This window comes from Wenyingzhuangia gilva (assembly GCF_030519655.1).
GTDB classification, from domain to species: domain Bacteria; phylum Bacteroidota; class Bacteroidia; order Flavobacteriales; family Flavobacteriaceae; genus Wenyingzhuangia; species Wenyingzhuangia gilva.
Window position 1 is genome coordinate 459,555 of the sequence record NZ_JAUMIT010000001.1, and the last position, 18,681, is coordinate 478,235.

Consider the following 18,681-nt stretch of genomic DNA (forward strand, 5'->3'; position numbering starts at 1 on the left):
TTTTATCACAACTATTTTCTTTATCATAAAACAACATTCCTTTTAGATTTCTTCTTCTATTACTTTTTCTTGATAAAAAGTAACCAAAAATCAAGACTTCACAAACATTGCTAAATCTCGAAGATCATTTGCTAAAATAAAAGAACTCCCCGATGGAACATCGGACTCAAACAACTTTTATTTTTACGCAAATTTCTCTTGTGATTATTACGCAATAACTGTGTATGTCGGAGTTTCATTTAAATTATTTCTGTTCTCGATACAATTTTATTTCGTTTTACTTCATAAAATCACTCGAACTGACATTGTTTGTTCGAAGATTTACTTGTTTTTCTATATTTCCTCTGCATCTCGACTTACTGCGACAAGCTCAGTACAGGCCGCTCGATGACCTATTTTAGACTTACGTAGACTAGACTCAGCTAACTTTATTCAATAATGACATCTCGACTACGCTCGATGACCATAGTTCGACAAGCTCAGCACAAGCTACTCGATGACCGACCTATTAAATTAGGCTTTTCCGATTTGGTAATATTCAAATCCTTCTTTTTCTATTTCAAATACTCCGTATTGATTTCTACCATCAAATACTACCGGAGATTTTAATAAGGCCTTGATTTCCATGAAATCTGGAGATCTAAACTCTTTCCATTCCGTTAATAAAATCATGGCATCTGCACTCTCTAACGCTTGGTATTTAGAAGAAACATACTCTAAACTCTCTACTCCTTTTAAATAAAACTCTTGTGCTTCGTGCATGGCTTTTGGATCGTAAGCTTTTATTTTTGCTCCACGTTTTACCAATTCTTTGATTACATAAATTGCTGGTGCTTCTCTCATATCATCCGTTCCCGGCTTGAAAGACAATCCCCAAACACCAAAAGTAAATCCAGATAAATCCTCGCCAAATCTTGCAATTACTTTGTTAGAAATCACAAATTTTTGTGTATCATTTACCTCTTCTACCGAAGTAATTAACTTTGCTTTGTATCCGTTTTCTTCTGCAATTTTCTTTAAAGCTTTTACATCTTTAGGAAAACATGATCCTCCGTAACCCGCTCCTGGATAAATAAAACTATATCCTATTCTATTGTCTGAACCTATTCCAATTCTTACTTTGTTGGCATCTGCTCCTACTTTTTCACAAATGTTGGCAATTTCATTCATGAATGAAATCTTTGTCGCAAGCATGGCATTGGCAGCATATTTTGTCATTTCAGCAGAACGAACATCCATTTCAATCAAACGATCATGGTTGTGAGTAAACGTTGCGTATAACTTTCTCATGACTTTAAAAGCAGCTTCTGTTTCCGCCCCTACCACTACACGATCTGGCTTCATAAAGTCATTTACTGCCGCTCCTTCTTTTAAAAACTCTGGATTAGACACCACATGAAATTCAATATCTACCCCTCTTTTGTCTAAAGCCTCTTTTATGGTGGCTTTTACTTTGTCTGCTGTTCCAATAGGCACTGTAGATTTGTCTATTACTACTAATGGCTTGGTCATTTCTTCTCCAATTTGCTTGGCTACTGCCAACACATATTGTAAGTCTGCAGACCCATCATCTCCCATAGGCGTTCCTACCGCAATAAAAGCAACTTCGGAATTCTCTAAGCCTTCTTTGATGGCAGTGCTAAAGCTTAGGTTTCCTAATTCTACATTCTTTTTTACCAAAGGCTCTAACCCTGGTTCGTAAATTGGAATGATCCCGTTTTTTAGGGCGTCTACCTTTTTTTGATCAATATCTATACAAGTTACCTTGTTTCCCATTTCAGAAAAACAAGTTCCCGTAACCAGCCCTACATATCCTGTTCCTACTACTGTAATGTTCATATATTTTAGTTTTTCGATGACCGATGGTCGATTTTCGGTTGTCTATTTATATTTTTTTATTTCTGTACCTGTTCTCGATACTAATTCCTCCACTTTGTTTCGAAATTCACTCGAACTGACATAATCATTCGATTTTCGATGGTCGTTTTTAATTTTATAATTTTCCGTGACTCATTTCTTTTTTTAACACTCCTTTTACATCGTAAATCACCCCGTCTTTTATCAAAAATTCATTAAAATTTAAAGACAAAAGTTCTTGATGAGCAACTGTTAAAACAATGGCTTCATATTTTTGAGTCGGAATTTTTTCTACTGTTTTTAATTGATATTCTTTTTCTACCTCTCTTCCGTTTGCTAAAGGATCATAAATATCAACATGCATTCCGTAATCTTGTAATTCTCTAACCACATCTACTACTTTGGTATTTCTAACGTCTGGGCAATTTTCTTTGAATGTAATTCCTAAAACCAAAACTTTGGCTCCTTTGATTTTTAGGTCATTATGAATCATCAATTTTGCCACTTGAGAGGCTACGTAAGCTCCCATACTGTCATTCATTCTTCTTCCTGCCAAAATAATTTCAGGATGATATCCAAATTCTTGGGCTTTTTGAGCCAAGTAATATGGATCTACCCCGATACAATGTCCGCCAACCAACCCCGGCTTGAATGGTAAAAAATTCCACTTGGTACTCGCAGCAGCTAACACATCATTCGTGTCAATATTCATTAAATTGAATATTTTAGACAATTCGTTCACAAAGGCAATATTGATATCTCTTTGAGAATTCTCTATTACTTTTGCCGCTTCGGCTACTTTTATGGTGGGTGCTAAATGGGTTCCTGCTGAAATTACTGACTTGTAAACTTCATCAATTTTCTTTCCTACTTCAGGGGTAGAACCCGAAGTTACTTTTAATATTTTATCAACTGTATGAAGTTTGTCTCCTGGATTGATTCTCTCAGGCGAATACCCTGCAAAAAAATCATGATTAAATTTTAAACCTGAAACTCTTTCTAAAACTGGAATACAATCTTCTTCTGTTGCTCCTGGATATACAGTAGATTCATACACCACAATATCTCCTTTTTCTAAGACAGTTCCAATGGCTTCACTCGCTTTGATTAAGGGGGTTAATACAGGTCTGTTATTTTTATCTACAGGCGTAGGTACTGTAATTATGTAAAAGTTACATCTGGCTAAGTCTTCTAAATTTGAAGTACAAAAGAGGCCTTTTTGGCTCTCTGAACTGACAACAGTATTTGTTAAAACTTTTTGTAAGATTTCTTTACTTACTTCTAAAGTAGTGTCTATTCCTTGGTTCAACTCAACTACTCTCTGTTGGTTGATATCAAAACCAATAGTGGCATATTTGGTCGAAAAAAGTCTTGCTAAAGGCAAGCCTACATACCCTAAACCAACCACTCCTATTTTCATTCTTTTTCTTTCTTTTTTCAAAGTCAAATATAAATTAAAACTTTATAACAAATGTCATAAGAAATAAGTATTCTCCACTAAACTGTTAAAAAACATATGTATCCCTACGCAAATGGATGCTTGGTTTTGGGTTTATAAAATAAGTCATGTACTTTTCCTTCCTCAGGTGTTTTCATTTCTGCATTTCTTATCTCATGTACAATCTCAATAGATTTTCTGGCATCCTCTAACCCAAAGCCCGTTCCTTTTATAATATGTTTATAACTTTCCGTGTGTAATTCCGTAAACCCTCCACTAAACTCAACCTCCTCACCATCAACCGTAATAGATCTATAAGTTCTTTGCCCCTTCTCTTTGATTTCTTCAGGAATTAAATCATAATTGATTGACAAAAACCATTTAACTCTGGCTTTATCAAACACCAAATATCCAGATGCCCTGTCATGTGAATGTTCATAGACTAAGTTTTCTTTTAACTCCCCAAACACCCAGCCTAACATGTCAAAAAAATGCACTCCAATATTAGAAGCAATTCCTCCAGACTTTGACTGTTCTCCTTTCCAAGAAGCATAATACCACTTCCCTCTTGAGGTTAAATAAGTTAAATCCACCTCAAACACCTTGTCTTTAGGAGCTTCTTCTACTTTCTTTTTTAACTCTAAAATTGCTTGGTGATGTCTTAATTGAAGGATGGTAAATATCTTTTTCCCCGTTTCTTTTTCAATGGTTTGGAGCGCATCTATATTCCATGGATTTAACACCAAAGGCTTTTCACAAATGGCGTTTGCTCCAGATCTTAAGGCCATTCTGATATGTGCATCGTGTAAATAATTTGGCGTACAAATACTTACATAATCTAGCTGTAAACCTTGCTCTCTTTTTAGTTTTTCGATATGCCTATCAAACCTTTCAAACTCAACAAAGAAAGAAGCCTCCGGAAAAAAGGAATCAATTACCCCTACACTATCATTTTTATCTAAAGCTGCCAACAAAACATTCTCCGTATCCTTTATTGCTTTTAAATGTCTTGGAGCAATGTATCCTGCAGCTCCAATTAAGGCAAAGTTTTTTTTCATAATTTATTACCCTGTTCTATGAGTGTTTATTTTTTTATATATCCTACAATCTCGACTCTACTTCGATGACCGATGTTCGGGGTTCGGTTTAATTTCAACAAACTGTTCTCGATACTAATTTCTACACTACGTTGCGAAATTCACTCGAACTGACATGGCTCTTGTTTAGCACAATCCTACCACGAACTTTCAAATATAGAAAAAGAGAATTAAGAGATAAAACTATTATAAAGAAATATGTTGATTACGAATTGTAAGTGAGTAGTGAAAAATAAAGAACTACTGGTCAACAGACTAAATAATGAATGTTTATTTAGGATCAAAAATCTAGCATTCTTTCTGGATCAAGCTCAAAAGTTGTATAAACTAACTATAAAACAAAAAACCCATCCGATAAGGGATAGGTTTTGTATGGTGGGCAATGAGGGATTCGAACCCCCGACCCCCTCGGTGTAAACGAGGTGCTCTGAACCAACTGAGCTAATTGCCCTAATTTTTTTGAAGGTATTAAGGAAACCTTTGGTGGGCAATGAGGGATTCGAACCCCCGACCCCCTCGGTGTAAACGAGGTGCTCTGAACCAACTGAGCTAATTGCCCTTAGCGGGTGCAAATATAAAACTTTATTTCATTTGTCAAACACTTATTTATGAAAAATTACAATAAATTTTTATCCGCACAACCAGCAAACTCACGTATTTGCTTTACCTCTTCACTTTTATCTTTGGTAATCAACAAAATACAGTCTTCAGCCTCTATCAAAACAATATGATCAATTCCTCTTGTTGCATATACAGGTTTTGAACACATGGCATAAGAATTCACTATATTCTCCCCTTTCATCATCTGAAATAACTCATCGTTTTGAAAATCTTTGGCATATGAAATTAAGGAATCAAAAGAACCTAAATCTGACCAGATAAAATGTGACTTTACCATTTTGATGATTTTAGACTTTTCTAAGACTGCAAAATCAATACTGTCTTCAGGAATTTTCTCCATGTCTTCTTTCTCCACAAAACCATCTTTGCTATTTGCATAAGCAGCTACAGAAGCTTCATAGATATCGGGTTGATATTCTTTAATTTCCTCTAAAAACACAGAGGCCTTGAAACAAAACATTCCACTGTTCCAACAAAAATTTCCTGAACGAATGTACTTAATTGCCAAATCTTGATTCGGTTTCTCTCTAAACGATTTTACATCTTCCGCATCATATTCTATATACCCATACCCCGTTTCTGGCTTTAAAGGCTGGATTCCAAAAGTCACAATATTTCCCTCTTTGGCTAATCTAATCGCATTTTTAACCGCTAGCTTATATTCTTTTTCATCTCCTATCATATGATCAGAAGGCGTAATAAACATAATGTCGTCAGGAGCCAAACTCAAAGCTGCTAATGTGATTGCCGGAGCCGTGTTTCTACCAACAGATTCAATGATTTTTTTATCAATTTTAACCCCTAATTCTTTAGATTGACTCACCGCCATGGTTAACTGACTTTCGTTGGTTACCAACATATAGTCATCTACTAATTTTTTATTTCTCAAGACCGTGTACTGAAACAAAGATTTTCCTTCGAAAATTTGTAAAAATTGTTTCGGACTTTTTTTTCTTGAAATTGGCCACAATCTAGACCCTACTCCTCCACTTAATACGATATTGATAATTTTCCCCATAGCTATTATTTTATATTTAAGTTGTTATAATCTTTATACCAATCAATAAATTTTTTCACTCCTTCTTCCACAGAAGTGTTTGGACTGTATTGGTAATCTTGAATTAAAGCCGATACATCTGCCCATGTTTTAGCCACATCTCCTGGCTGCATGTCCATCATGATTTTCTCTGCTTCTCTCCCTAAGTTTTTCTCTATATTCTCTATGTAATCCGTCAACTTAACTGAATTATTGTTTCCTATATTATATACTTTATATAGTCCTCCTTTTTGCGTTCTAGTCTCAACCTCTCCTTCAATAATCCTCATCACTCCTTCTACAATATCTCCTACATAAGTAAAATCACGTTCCATATTTCCGTGATTAAAAACTTTTATCGGTTGCTTGTTTCTGATACCTTCTGCAAACAAATAAGCAGCCATATCTGGTCTTCCCCATGGCCCATAGACCGTAAAAAATCTTAATCCAGTAGTTGCAAAACCATATAAATGAGAATAGGTATGTGCCATTAACTCATTGCTCTTTTTTGACGCAGCATACAAACTAATTGGAGTATCTACCGTATCCTCTGTTGAAAACGGAATTTTTGCATTTAACCCATACACGCTAGAACTGCTTGCGTAAACCAAATGCTTTACATTGTTATTTCTACAGGCTTCTAGCAAATTGACATACCCTACAATGTTACTTTCCACATAAGCATGTGGATTTTCAATACTATAACGTACTCCCGCTTGCGCAGCCAAGTTACAAACCACTTCGAATTGTTCCTTCTCAAAAAGATGATTGATTGCCTCTCTATCTTCTAAATTAATTCTGATGAATTTGAAATTATCCGTTTTTTGGGAAATCACTTCACTTGAAAAATCTGAAGCTAATTTTCTATCAATTCCTAGTTGGTTTAATCTAGCATATTTTAGGTTGACATCATAATAATCATTGATATTATCAATTCCCACTACCTGATATCCTCTACTTAATAACAACTCCGTTAAGTGATATCCTATGAATCCTGCTGCCCCCGTAACTAATATTTTCATATACAAATTAATTGTAAAACAAATATATGATATTGTTTTTTAGGTTTCCTGCTTTGATATTAGGTTTTGGTTAAATTGTTTATTGAGTGGTGAAGGGTTTTAGAAGTTTTGGTCGATAATACAAAATCTCATATTTAAAGCATAATATCTCAATTCAACTTGATTTGTTCATTTTTTCTATCGATGAAAAAACGAACCAAAAAAATCTAGACTGCATAAATACTTCCTATATTTTTGTTCCTCTCTTAAATTTTAGGGATGTATTTATGATGCCAAATAAACATCTACTATTTTTAACAACGAAGTTAACCTTTAATATCAATCAACTCTATTTAGGGAAGTTCATAATGAAAGGGAATAGTGAGTAGAGGAGTGAGTGGTGAGTAGTGAAAAATAAAGAACCGCCTGCTAAATAAACTAACCATCACGATGCTTTTTTAATTCTCATACTTTGTCTTGAAACAAAGTACGCAAAAGTCAAGACTCTAAAAGAACATCGCTAAAATTCTAATCTCATAACCGAAAACAAAAGAACTCTCTGCGTTCAAACAGCTTTTGTTTTTACGGCCATTTCAATTGAATTTTTTACACAACACCCTTTTATGCCAATTAAATTCTCCATTAATACTTCCATAAGCTCAGCACAAGTGCAAAACGAACGAAAAAATCTAGGCTGCATAAATTCATCCTATGTTTTAAATTTTCTCTAACTTCAAACTTTTACATTTTCTTTTAACTTCTTATGTTCATTTTTGCTTGATCAAAAACGAACCAAAAAATCAAGATAAATCTTATGAAATTACTACGTAACAGTCATTCCATCATTCCATGCTCTTTAGCTATGCTACGCAATTCCATGACTCCATGACTTATTTCTTAGATTTATCAATAAATTCCATTCTTCTATTAATTGTTATCAATACTAGCTTCTTATGTTCATTTTGTCTTGATACTTCCACAAGCTCAGAACAGGCCGCTCGATGACCGATGGCGAGGATTAGTGAAAAATGAGAAGTGAGAAGTTCTTCTATGTTCGATGTTTGCTACTCAAGGGGCGGGGTTGATGTTTAAAGTTCAAAGTTTAAGATTCAACGATGGAGAATTTCATGAGTACATGATTTATTCCTTGGATTTATCGGTTTAAGAACTGTTTCTTATTGGTATAGAGAGTGCATCTCGACTGCGCTCGATGACCGATGGCGAGGATTAGTGAAGAGTGAGAAGTGAGTGGTGAGAAGTGAGAAGTTCTCAGTTATAAGTTGTCTGTTTTTGAGAGAAGTTCTTCGATGTTCGATGTTCGCTACTCAAGGGGCGGGGTTGATGTTTAAAGTTCAAAGTTTAAGATTCAACTTTTAAAATTCAACGATGAAGAATTTCATGACTACATGATTTTTTCCTTAGATTTATCGGTTTAAGAACTGTTTCTTATTGGTATAGACAGTGCATCTCGACTGCGCTCGATGACCATACACAAACATATTTATTTAATAACGAATTGAGAAATTTCAACTATGAATTGATTAAGGACATACGCTCTCTTAAAAAAGACTAAACACACAAACATTCAACACTTTATAATTCAACCTCATAGTATTCTATTCATTTTGCATCTCAACCTACTTCTACTAAGCTCAGCAACCACCCATCGATGACCTATGATTTATTGTTTATTGAACTCAAATAATCTGCCACCACAAAAGTACTTCCTCCTACGTATATCAAATCATTTGGATTTGCATTCAGCAACACTCTCTCAACTGCTTGCTCGACTGTGGTATAACTTTCACCTGTCAATTGATATTCCTGTGCAAATGCTTTTAATTTTTCTTCTGACAACCCTCTTGCAATAGATGGTTTGGTAAAATAATATATTGCTTCTTTTGGCAATAGCGGTAAGACTCCACTTAAATCTTTATCATCAACCACACCAAAGACGATATGTAATGTTTCAAACTCTTCCTCTAACAATTGTGAGATGACTAGTGAAATCCCTTCTTTGTTATGTCCTGTATCACAAATCAACTTAGGGAATTCTTGTACTACTTGGTACCTCCCTAACAAACCTGTGTTCTGAATCACTTTAGACAATCCCATCTCAATGGACTTGTCTGCAATATTCACTCCTAAAGTTTTTAAAACATTTATGGTCTGAATGACGGTTTTTAAATTGTGTTTTTGATAAACTCCTTTTAGTTCACATTCATAAATAACAGCTTCCAAATCAAAAGCTTTGTATAATGGAGCATTTTTATGATTGGCTATTTCTTGAAATACATGAAAAGTTTCTTCATGATATTCACCAATTACCACTGGTCTGGTCTGTTTGATGATTCCTCCTTTTTCTGCAGCGATGGCAGGTAAAGTGGTTCCTAAAAACTGGGTATGATCTAGCCCTATGTTGGTGATTACCGATACTAAAGGTGTTACAACGTTGGTAGAATCTAATCTTCCGCCTAAACCTGTTTCTAATACTACGTAGTCTACTTTTGAATCTTTAAAATATTCAAAAGACAAACCCACCGTCATTTCAAAAAAAGACAAGGCATTTTGTTCAAAAAAGCTTTTGTGTTTTGCTACAAAATCAACAATATATTCCTCTGCTATTTCTTTACCATTGATTTTAATACGTTCTCTAAAATCAATTAAATGAGGAGAAGTATACAACCCTACTTGATATCCTTGTTCTTGTAACACTGAAGCCAACATATGACTGGTTGAACCTTTTCCATTGGTTCCCGCAACATGAATGGCTTTGATGTGTTGTTCTGGATCCCCTAAGTAATCCATCAACAAAAGTGTGTTTGATAAATCTTTTTTATAAGCCTTTGCACCGTCTTTTTGGTACATGGGCAATTGGTTAAACAACCAATCTAATGTTTCTTGATAATTCATAAATAGTACCGAGTATTGAGTACTGAGTATTAAGTTTTTTTTGTAGCTATTACCTATTTTGTAGTTCCTTATTCAGAAAGAATAAATTTATATCTGATTAATCCTACTTGCTTGTTCGGAGCATTTCCATCTGGATTCCATTGAGTTGCCATGGCCGCTTTTTTTGCTGGCTCTAATAAACAAGGACTATTGTTGGTCGTTCCTTTTACCCCAGGTACTGCACTAATTACTTTCCCATTGGTATCTACTTCAATTCTTACCACTACAATTCCCTCTTCATTGCAATCGGGTTTTCTTATAGGTTTAGATAAAGCTCGTCTTCCTTTTAATAAATAGTTTCCATCTCCTCCTAAACCATCATTTCCGTAATATTTATCACTCTTTGGATCTCCCGAAGTACTTCCTTTCACCCCTTGTCCCGAATCATCTCCTTCTCCTTGAACCACTTCTCCTTTTGATGGATTTCCAAACAAACTATTCATTATACTCTGAGTTTCCTTTGTTGGTGTCGGAGCTTTTTTTTCTACCGGTTTCTCGACCTTTTTTTCTTCTACTTTTTTCTCAGGAGCTTTGACTGTTTTCTCTATTGTTTTCTCTTTGGGTTTTATCACCGGAGCTTCTGCATCCGCCTGAGTAATGACTTTTTCTGCTACTGTGTTATTTTCAACTTTCTCCGTTACAGGTTCCGCTTGACTTGGTGTTGGATTGGACTGAATGCTTTCATTCAATTTCGGAGGTCCTGAACCAGTGTCAGATGTTCCAAAATTGATTGCTACTCCATATTCTTCTGGTGGATCTAAATATCTTAATCCACAGAAAAACATCAAAAACACCACCAAAACCATGATGACGGCAGTGATGATTGCTGATTGCTTTTGATATGTGGTTGTAAACATCATAAATTATTGACCTTTTACCGCTAAAATCATTTTGATTTTGTTTCTATTTGCAATATCTATGACTTGCATGATATTTTTATAAGGTGATTCTTGATCTCCTCTAATGACTAAAGATCCCTCTTTGGTTGATGACATTTTTGTTAACAAAGAATTCTCTAATTGATTGAATTCTATCTTATCGGCATCTATAAAATAATTACCGTCTTTGGTAATAGAAACGGATACAATTCCTTTGTTTTCTGTTTTGCCTCCTGCTTTTGGCAATAAAACATCAATGGCGTTTACTGTGACCAAGGTAGATGCTAGCATGAAGAATATTAACAGCAAAAACACGATGTCTGTCATAGACGACATGTTAAAATCTGCACTTACTTTATTTCTACTTCTGATGTTCATATTTCTATGTTGATTTTTTAATCTGTTTAATTGTTGAATACTAATAAATCTTCATCATTGTGTCACAGTTTTCTTCTTGATGTTTTTTATTTTGTCTTGATACTTCGACTACGCTCAACACAAGTCGCTCAATGACCAATTTTGTTCAGTGGTCGATGCTCGACTAGCTATGAGCTTTTGTTTTTATTCCCTAACTACTTCTCGATACTAATTTCTTCCATTTCTTTTCAGAAATTAACTCGAAGTGACATTGTTTGATTACTCTATTTTTTAATTATTCCTCCTCTCTTAAATTTTAGGAACTCGTGGTTGCATTATTTTCACTATAACAATTTTATCAACATTCAAACAGCCTAAAATTTTCAAGAGAGCTCTCTGCAAATATTACGGATTTATTAATTATGCCAAGGTTCTCCTCTTTATTCATTTATTTAATTTTCGTTCTGTATACTAGTTTCAAAAATTCAATCGAAGTGACATTGTTTGTTTAAGGTTTCACTTGCTTTTCCCTATGTTTTTTCCTCATCTCGACTGACTTCGATAAGCGGTGTTTGGTGTTCGAGAATCGCATCTCGCCTTACTTCGACAAGCTCAGCAACCGCCGCTCGGTGACCATTATTGATTCAACGACTCCGCTCGATGCCCCCGCTTAATAACCAAATATAAAACCTTAATACTTACACGGGTTCGTTTAGTAAATCTAAAAACTCTACTGAAGTAGCTTCCATATGATAAATAACCTTATCTGTTCTTACTACTAAATGGTTATAGGCGATGTAAGAAATAATCCCGACAATTAGTCCACCTACGGTAGTTGTCATCGCTGTATATAAACCATCAGACAACATTTTAATATCTATTTGTCCACCAGCATTGGCTATTTCATGAATAGAAACAATCATCCCAATTACGGTTCCTAAGAACCCAATCATAGGTGCTGCTCCAGAAATGGTTGCCAAAACACTTACGTTTTTTTCTAATTTATAAATCTCTAGTTTTCCTGCATTTTCAATAGCTGTATTGATATCTTCTAAGGGCTTCCCTATTCTAGAAATTCCTTTTTGCACCAAATTCGCCACTGGTAAATCAACCTTCGTACATAACATTTTGGCAGCCTCTATATTTCCAGCGCTAATTTGCTCCCTAATTTGGTTCATAAAGTTTTTATCTACCTTATTGGCTGCTTTAATGGCTAAAAATCTTTCAATGTATATGTAAACCGCTACTACTAGTAAAACAAATAAAATTCCCATAATAATTTGCCCACCAGTACCTCCATCCATGATTAACTGAACGATTGATATGGTTTTTTCTTGACTTGCCTCTACTAGTGGCAAAACTTCTTCTTGATTCTGAATCATAATTATAAATGCTTATTTATGTAACGAAAATACAATTTATTATTGCATCTCCATAAACAAAAAAAGGAACCTTATTCCTAAGGTTCCTTTTTGATATTTTGACTTATTGATTACAATACAATTCTCACCATTATGTACCCAACTCCTCCTAATACAATGGTATATGGCAAAGCCATTTTTACCATCGTACCGTATGATAGATTGATTAATGGTGCCAATGCAGAAGTTAGTAAAAACAAAAACGCTGCTTGTCCGTTTGGCGTTGCTACACTCGGTAAATTTGTTCCTGTGTTAATGGCAATTGCTAAATGTTCAAAATGCTCTCTAGAAATCGCTCCAGATTTAAACGCTTGTTCTACTTCACTAATGTAAACAGTTGCTACAAATACGTTATCACTAATTGCAGACAACACCCCGTTAGCTATATAAAACAATCCTGGTTGAGATTCAGGACTTTGTTGTAATGCCCAATGTACAATTGGAGAAAATAAATGTTGATCGTGAATCATAGCTACCACCACAAAGAAAACCACTAATAGACCCGTAAAAGGTAAAGCTTCTTCAAAAGCATGTCCAATTTGGTGCTCATCAATAATTCCCATGAACGCTGTTTGTAAAATAATTAAAGCCAATCCAATAAGACCTACTGGAGCAATGTGTAAAGCCAAACCAGCAATTAATAATATTGCAGCAGTTCCTTGTACTATTAAAGCATATTTCTCTTTTGATGTTCTCTTTGCATCTTCTTCTTTAGCGTATCCCTGAATAATTTGATCTGCAATTCTTGGTAATTTTGCTCCAAACCCAAATGTACCAGTTACTTCTAAAAGCACGGTAGTTAATAAACCACAAACCAATACAGGCATCGTAATAGGTGCCATGTGTACAAAAAATTCAACAAAATTAGACCCTAATCTTTCTCCAATCAATAAGTTTTGAGGCTCTCCTACCAAAGTACAAACTCCTCCTAAGGCAGTACCAACTACCCCGTGCATGATTAAACTTCTTAAGAAACTTCTAAATTGTTCTAAAGTCTCTCCGCTTAATTCATTTTTATCTAAAATACCATCACCATTATAATCACTAAAATTTGAGTGAATCTTGTGATAAATCCCATAAAATCCAACTGCTACACTAATTAATACCGCTGTTACCGTTAAAGCATCTAAGAAAGCAGATAATAAAGCTGCTAAAAAAACAAACAGTAAAGACAATACTATTTTTGATTTTATTTTAGTAAAAATTTTACTAAAAATATACATTAATAAAGGTTTCATAAAATAGATTCCCGCTACCATGAACACCAATAATAATAAGACTTCTAAATTTTGATCTACTTCATGATATGCCTTCTCTGGTGAAGTTAACCCTAAAACAATGATCTCTATTGCTAACAATCCTCCAGATTGAAGAGGATAACATTTTAAAGCCATTGCCAAGGTAAAAATAAACTCTCCAATAAATAACCACGCACCTACATGAGGAGCAAAGATTGAAATTGGAATATTTATCAATAAGAAAAATATCATTACAAGCTTGAACCACTTAGGGCTAGACCCTAGAAAATATTTCATTTTATTTTGTATTTTAAAAATTCGAAAGCTAAAATAACATTTTAATAGTTTTACTAGGTATTTATACTTGTTAAAAATTCAGTAATTCCTTTAAAACAACAATTATTTAACAAAGCTGAATTAATTTTACAAATATTTAACAAGGATTCTAACATATGTTTGATTTATCAGTATTAAAACTTCCTTTGACCTATTTAAATCAATATCATTTTTAAAGAAAACCGCTACTAATTACAAATCACTCCCGAAGCATGATCTTTTTTTGCTCCAGTAACACTTGCCAAACAATTTATCGATCCTTCATTTTTTAACAAACCTAACAATCCAAACACCAAAGCCTCTTTGTACTCCACTATTTCCTTAGAGGGAATGACCAAGGTTAAACTAGGGTTCAACTGTTGGATTCTTGATATTAAAAAAGAGTGATACGCTCCACCCCCTGTAATCAATACAGTTCCTTTTTTTAGTTTATTGGTTAACTGATATGCGATATGCTCTACAAAAGTTCTCAGGATATCTCTCTCAGAAATTTTATATTTCTCCAATATAGGATACACCTCATTTTGCAAAAATTCTATTCCAAGAGATTTAGGAGTTGTTGCTTGGTAAAAAGTCAATTGATTCAACTCAGAAAAAAGAGTTTCATTCATTTTTCCCTTTATAGAAAGTGCTCCATTTTTATCATATTCAAAACCTAATTGATTGGCATAAAAATTTAACACTGTATTAACTGGGCAAATATCAAATGCTTTTCTCACACCATTTTCATCATAAGATACATTTGAAAATCCTCCTAGATTTAAACAATAATCATATTCTGAAAACAACAATTGGTCTCCTATTGGAACCAAAGGAGCCCCTTGTCCTCCTAATAAAACATCTTGTTCTCTAAAATTATATATCGTTTTGATATTTGTCTTGCTAAAAATCTCCTCTCCAGAACCAATTTGCAAAGTATACCCTATTTCAGGCTGATGATGTACTGTATGACCATGAGAAGCAATCAAGTCTACTTTTTTGATTTTATGACGATTGATAAAGCTCAACAATAATTCTCCAAAATATCTACCCAATTCCACATCTAAGGATTTTAACTCTTTATGCCCTCTTGGATAAGAAGCAATGTTTTTTAACCGCAACCTCCAATACTCCGAATAAGGAATGGTCTCTGCCTCTAAGATCTTAAACTTTTTTACTCCCGAAAACTCGGCATACACCAAATCCACTCCATCTAAAGAAGTTCCAGACATGAGTCCTATTATAAAAGTATTTTCCACTGTCTATTTTTTGAGATAGAACAATATTAAGGAATAAATTGTGAAGTGAGAAGTTAGTAGTTAGGAGTTAGGAGTTAGGAAAGTAGTTGTTTTTTACTAAAACTCCAGTACTGACTTTGCTTATATATAGAAAACGGCAAAAGCCTTACTGATATATCAGTAAGGCTTTAGTAGTCCGTAGGGGAATCGAACCCCTGTTACATGGATGAAAACCATGCGTCCTAACCCCTAGACGAACGGACCATTATATTGTTCTTATAAAGAAGCTACGTGCTTAGTCAATTTAGACTGTAAGTTAGCTGCTTTATTCTTGTGAATAATATTATTCTTAGCTAACTTTTGTAACATCCCTACAACTTTAGACAATTGCCCTTCAGCTTCTGTCTTGTCTGTCATGTTACGTAAAGCTCTAACAGCGTTTCTAGTTGTCTTGTGCTGGTATTTGTTTCTTACCTGCTTAGCGCTGTTACTTCTTATTCTCTTTAATGCTGACTTATGATTTGCCATCTTATTAATGTGTTATCTTATTCAAAAAAAATTGTAGTCCGTAGGGGAATCGAACCCCTGTTACATGGATGAAAACCATGCGTCCTAACCCCTAGACGAACGGACCATTGCTTTAAGTCTAAAAGCTATTGCTTTTTGCTTTAGCGGTTGCAAATATACACACGTTTTGCAATATCACAAAGTTTTTGTAAAACTTTTTTAAACTTTTTTTACTAGTAGGCTTTTGCAAACAAAACTCGCTTGTTAGAAGACTTCCCAGTAAACACACAAAGCCCCTCTTCCTCCTTGAATTCCAAAGGAATACAACGAATAGTTGCTTTTGTTAATTCTTTTATTTTTTCTTCAGTTGCTTCTGTACCATCCCAATGCGCAGCCACAAAACCACCTTTATTTTCAATTACTTCCTTAAACTCTTCAAAGGTTTCTACATAGGTAATATGATCATCTCTATACTCCAATGCTCTCTTCCATAAGTTTTCTTGAATGTCTTTTAACAACTGCTCAATTAACTCAACTGCATCAGACTGTTGAATACTTTGTTTCTCTAAAGTATCTCTTCTCGCCACCTCTAAGGTACCGTTTTCTAGATCTCTAGCCCCTATTGCAATTCTCACCGGCACTCCTTTTAGCTCATACTCCGCAAACTTCCATCCTGGTTTATGAGTATCCCTATTGTCAAACTTTACAGATATTCCTTTTGCTTTTAATTCATCTGCAATTACATTTACCTTCTCCGTAATTGCTTGTAATTGCTCTTCCGTTTTATAAATAGGCACAATAGCTACTTGAATTGGTGCTAATTTTGGGGGCAACACCAATCCTAAATCATCAGAATGCGTCATAATTAATCCTCCCATCAAACGAGTAGACACTCCCCATGAGGTAGACCATACATATTCTTGCTTTCCTTCTTTAGAAGTATACTTTACATCAAAAGCTTTGGCAAAATTCTGCCCTAAAAAATGAGAAGTCCCAGCTTGTAATGCTTTTCCATCTTGCATCAATGCTTCAATGGTATATGTATCATCTGCTCCTGCAAACCTTTCACTTTCTGATTTTACGCCTTTGATAACAGGCATTGCCATAAAGTTTTGAGCAAAATCTGCATACACCTGTTGCATCAATTCAGATTCCTCAATAGCTTCTTGTTTGGTTGCATGTGCCGTATGTCCCTCTTGCCATAAAAACTCGGCAGTTCTTAAAAACAACCTTGTTCTCATTTCCCAACGCACCACATTCGCCCATTGGTTTATTTTAATAGGTAAATCCCTATAAGATTCTACCCATCCTTTATAGGTATTCCATATAATTGCCTCACTAGTAGGACGAACTACTAGCTCTTCTTCTAATTTCGCATTTGGATCTACTATTAACTTACCAGGGTTTTCGGGATCAGTTTTTAAACGATAATGAGTGACCACAGCACATTCTTTCGCAAAACCTTCTGCATTTTTTTCTTCCGCTTCAAATAAACTTTTGGGAACAAACAAAGGAAAATATGCATTTTCATGACCCGTTTCCTTAAACATTCTATCCAACTCCTTCTGCATCATTTCCCATATGGCATATCCATAAGGTTTAATCACCATACATCCTCTAACCGCTGAATTCTCAGCCAAATCAGCTTTCACAACCAACTCGTTATACCACTTTGAGTAATCCGTACTCCTACTTGTTAATTTTGACCCCATATATATTTTTTTGGCACAAAAATTGTAATTTTATTAAAATATAAGGCACTAATACCTACAAGGAGCAAAACTACTATTTTTTGCATTGTTCAACAATAAAAACGCAAGTATTATGAATACCCTAAAAGTTCTATATAATGGTTGGATAAAATACCTATTACTAGGTTGTGTTGCATTTATATACACTTCTTGTAGTAGTAATCAATACTATACTTATTACGATGGTATTTATGAAGAACCTGTACATGTACCCAACACTGTTTTTTCCGAAGAGATGAATCGTGTGAACGGATTGAATAATATTGAAATTATAGATCCAAGTAATTACCAAATCGTTCCTCAAAATAATGATATCAATCCAAATGCTAACTATCAAAACTATACTAATCAAGGTTCATCAGCTTCCCATAATAATTCAAACCCAAATGTAAACATATACATTGACAACAATATGAATCCCTACTGGAACAATGGTTGGAATGATCCTTACTGGGGAATAAACAATAGATGGAACAGGTACGGATGGAACTCTTTTGGTTGGAATAATTTTTACTGGGGATCAAATTTTTATGATCCTTTTTACAACTGGGGATGGAACTATCCTTATTATGGCTATGCAACTCCCTATAATAATTGGTATGGTTACGGCTACAACAATTGGAACTGGGGAAGACCTATTTATTATGTAGGAACTCAAAGAAACCAGACCTATAGAAACAATAGTAATTCTTACAGAACAAACAGTTCTAACAACAAATACTACAACAACACCAATAATAACTCAAATAACAGTAACAGCAAATATTATAATAATAGTAATAGTACTCATAAAACATATAAAAGAGCTGCACCACAAAACACTAACCAGACTCAAACCAACAGAACTTACAGCCCACAAACAAATAATACTCCTAGCTATAATAGTTCAAGATCAACAAGAAGCAACAGCTCAAATAGCTCAAGCGGCTCATACAGAAGTAATAGCAATACCTATAGAAGACGTTAAAAACAAA

Annotated in this window: 14 protein-coding genes and 4 tRNA genes; 1 reads left to right on the forward strand and 17 read right to left on the reverse strand. The window is 34.5% G+C overall.

Annotation, left to right across the window (positions count from 1 at the left end; genetic code table 11):
* Positions 1-513: 513 nt before the first annotated feature.
* The 17 genes from QVZ41_RS02165 to proS all read right to left on the reverse strand — a co-directional run bounded on the left by QVZ41_RS02165 (position 514) and on the right by proS (position 17,668).
* Positions 514-1,839, reverse strand: coding sequence for a UDP-glucose dehydrogenase family protein (locus tag QVZ41_RS02165; protein WP_302882904.1), 1,326 nt, complete (start codon positions 1,837-1,839; stop codon positions 514-516).
* A 154-nt stretch (positions 1,840-1,993) separates the two neighbouring features.
* The gene (locus QVZ41_RS02170) at positions 1,994-3,277 is read right to left on the reverse strand and encodes a nucleotide sugar dehydrogenase (protein ID WP_302883466.1); all 1,284 of its coding nucleotides are present in this window, start codon (positions 3,275-3,277) and stop codon (positions 1,994-1,996) included.
* Positions 3,278-3,381: 104 nt separating this feature from the next.
* A complete protein-coding gene (locus QVZ41_RS02175) occupies positions 3,382-4,353 on the reverse strand; it encodes a Gfo/Idh/MocA family protein (RefSeq protein WP_302882905.1) in 972 nt (323 codons plus the stop codon).
* A 412-nt stretch (positions 4,354-4,765) separates the two neighbouring features.
* Positions 4,766-4,843: transfer RNA gene (locus QVZ41_RS02180), tRNA-Val, on the reverse strand.
* 30 nt (positions 4,844-4,873) lie between these two features.
* A tRNA-Val gene (locus QVZ41_RS02185) sits at positions 4,874-4,951 on the reverse strand.
* Between the two features lie 57 nt (positions 4,952-5,008).
* Complete coding sequence (locus tag QVZ41_RS02190) at positions 5,009-6,031, reverse strand: mannose-1-phosphate guanylyltransferase (RefSeq protein ID WP_302882906.1); 1,023 nt, start codon at positions 6,029-6,031, stop codon at positions 5,009-5,011.
* 5 nt (positions 6,032-6,036) lie between these two features.
* Complete coding sequence (locus QVZ41_RS02195; RefSeq protein WP_302882907.1) at positions 6,037-7,071, reverse strand: NAD-dependent epimerase; 1,035 nt, start codon at positions 7,069-7,071, stop codon at positions 6,037-6,039.
* A gap of 1,653 nt (positions 7,072-8,724) precedes the next feature.
* A complete protein-coding gene (locus tag QVZ41_RS02200; protein ID WP_302882908.1) occupies positions 8,725-9,963 on the reverse strand; it encodes a bifunctional folylpolyglutamate synthase/dihydrofolate synthase in 1,239 nt (412 codons plus the stop codon).
* A gap of 68 nt (positions 9,964-10,031) precedes the next feature.
* Positions 10,032-10,862: an energy transducer TonB gene (locus QVZ41_RS02205; protein WP_338140787.1), complete on the reverse strand. Its 831-nt coding sequence runs from the start codon at positions 10,860-10,862 to the stop codon at positions 10,032-10,034.
* Between the two features lie 3 nt (positions 10,863-10,865).
* Complete coding sequence (locus QVZ41_RS02210; RefSeq protein WP_302882909.1) at positions 10,866-11,258, reverse strand: ExbD/TolR family protein; 393 nt, start codon at positions 11,256-11,258, stop codon at positions 10,866-10,868.
* 677 nt (positions 11,259-11,935) lie between these two features.
* A complete protein-coding gene (locus tag QVZ41_RS02215; protein WP_302882910.1) occupies positions 11,936-12,619 on the reverse strand; it encodes a MotA/TolQ/ExbB proton channel family protein in 684 nt (227 codons plus the stop codon).
* A gap of 110 nt (positions 12,620-12,729) precedes the next feature.
* On the reverse strand, positions 12,730-14,205 hold the full coding sequence (nhaB, locus tag QVZ41_RS02220; RefSeq protein WP_302883468.1) for a sodium/proton antiporter NhaB: 1,476 nt from the start codon (positions 14,203-14,205) through the stop codon (positions 12,730-12,732).
* A gap of 215 nt (positions 14,206-14,420) precedes the next feature.
* On the reverse strand, positions 14,421-15,470 hold the full coding sequence (locus QVZ41_RS02225) for an anhydro-N-acetylmuramic acid kinase (protein ID WP_302882911.1): 1,050 nt from the start codon (positions 15,468-15,470) through the stop codon (positions 14,421-14,423).
* Positions 15,471-15,641: 171 nt separating this feature from the next.
* Positions 15,642-15,713, reverse strand: a tRNA-Glu gene (locus QVZ41_RS02230).
* A gap of 12 nt (positions 15,714-15,725) precedes the next feature.
* Positions 15,726-15,977: a 30S ribosomal protein S20 gene (rpsT, locus tag QVZ41_RS02235; RefSeq protein ID WP_068824054.1), complete on the reverse strand. Its 252-nt coding sequence runs from the start codon at positions 15,975-15,977 to the stop codon at positions 15,726-15,728.
* A 34-nt stretch (positions 15,978-16,011) separates the two neighbouring features.
* Positions 16,012-16,083 (reverse strand) — tRNA-Glu (locus QVZ41_RS02240).
* 106 nt (positions 16,084-16,189) lie between these two features.
* Positions 16,190-17,668 (reverse strand): proline--tRNA ligase, encoded by a 1,479-nt coding sequence (gene proS, locus QVZ41_RS02245; protein ID WP_302882912.1) that lies wholly within the window; start codon positions 17,666-17,668, stop codon positions 16,190-16,192.
* A 112-nt stretch (positions 17,669-17,780) separates the two neighbouring features.
* Between proS and QVZ41_RS02250 the strand changes: the two genes are divergently transcribed.
* Entirely contained in the window at positions 17,781-18,674 is an 894-nt protein-coding gene (locus tag QVZ41_RS02250) for a hypothetical protein (RefSeq protein ID WP_302882913.1), read from the forward strand.
* Positions 18,675-18,681: the final 7 nt, after the last annotated feature.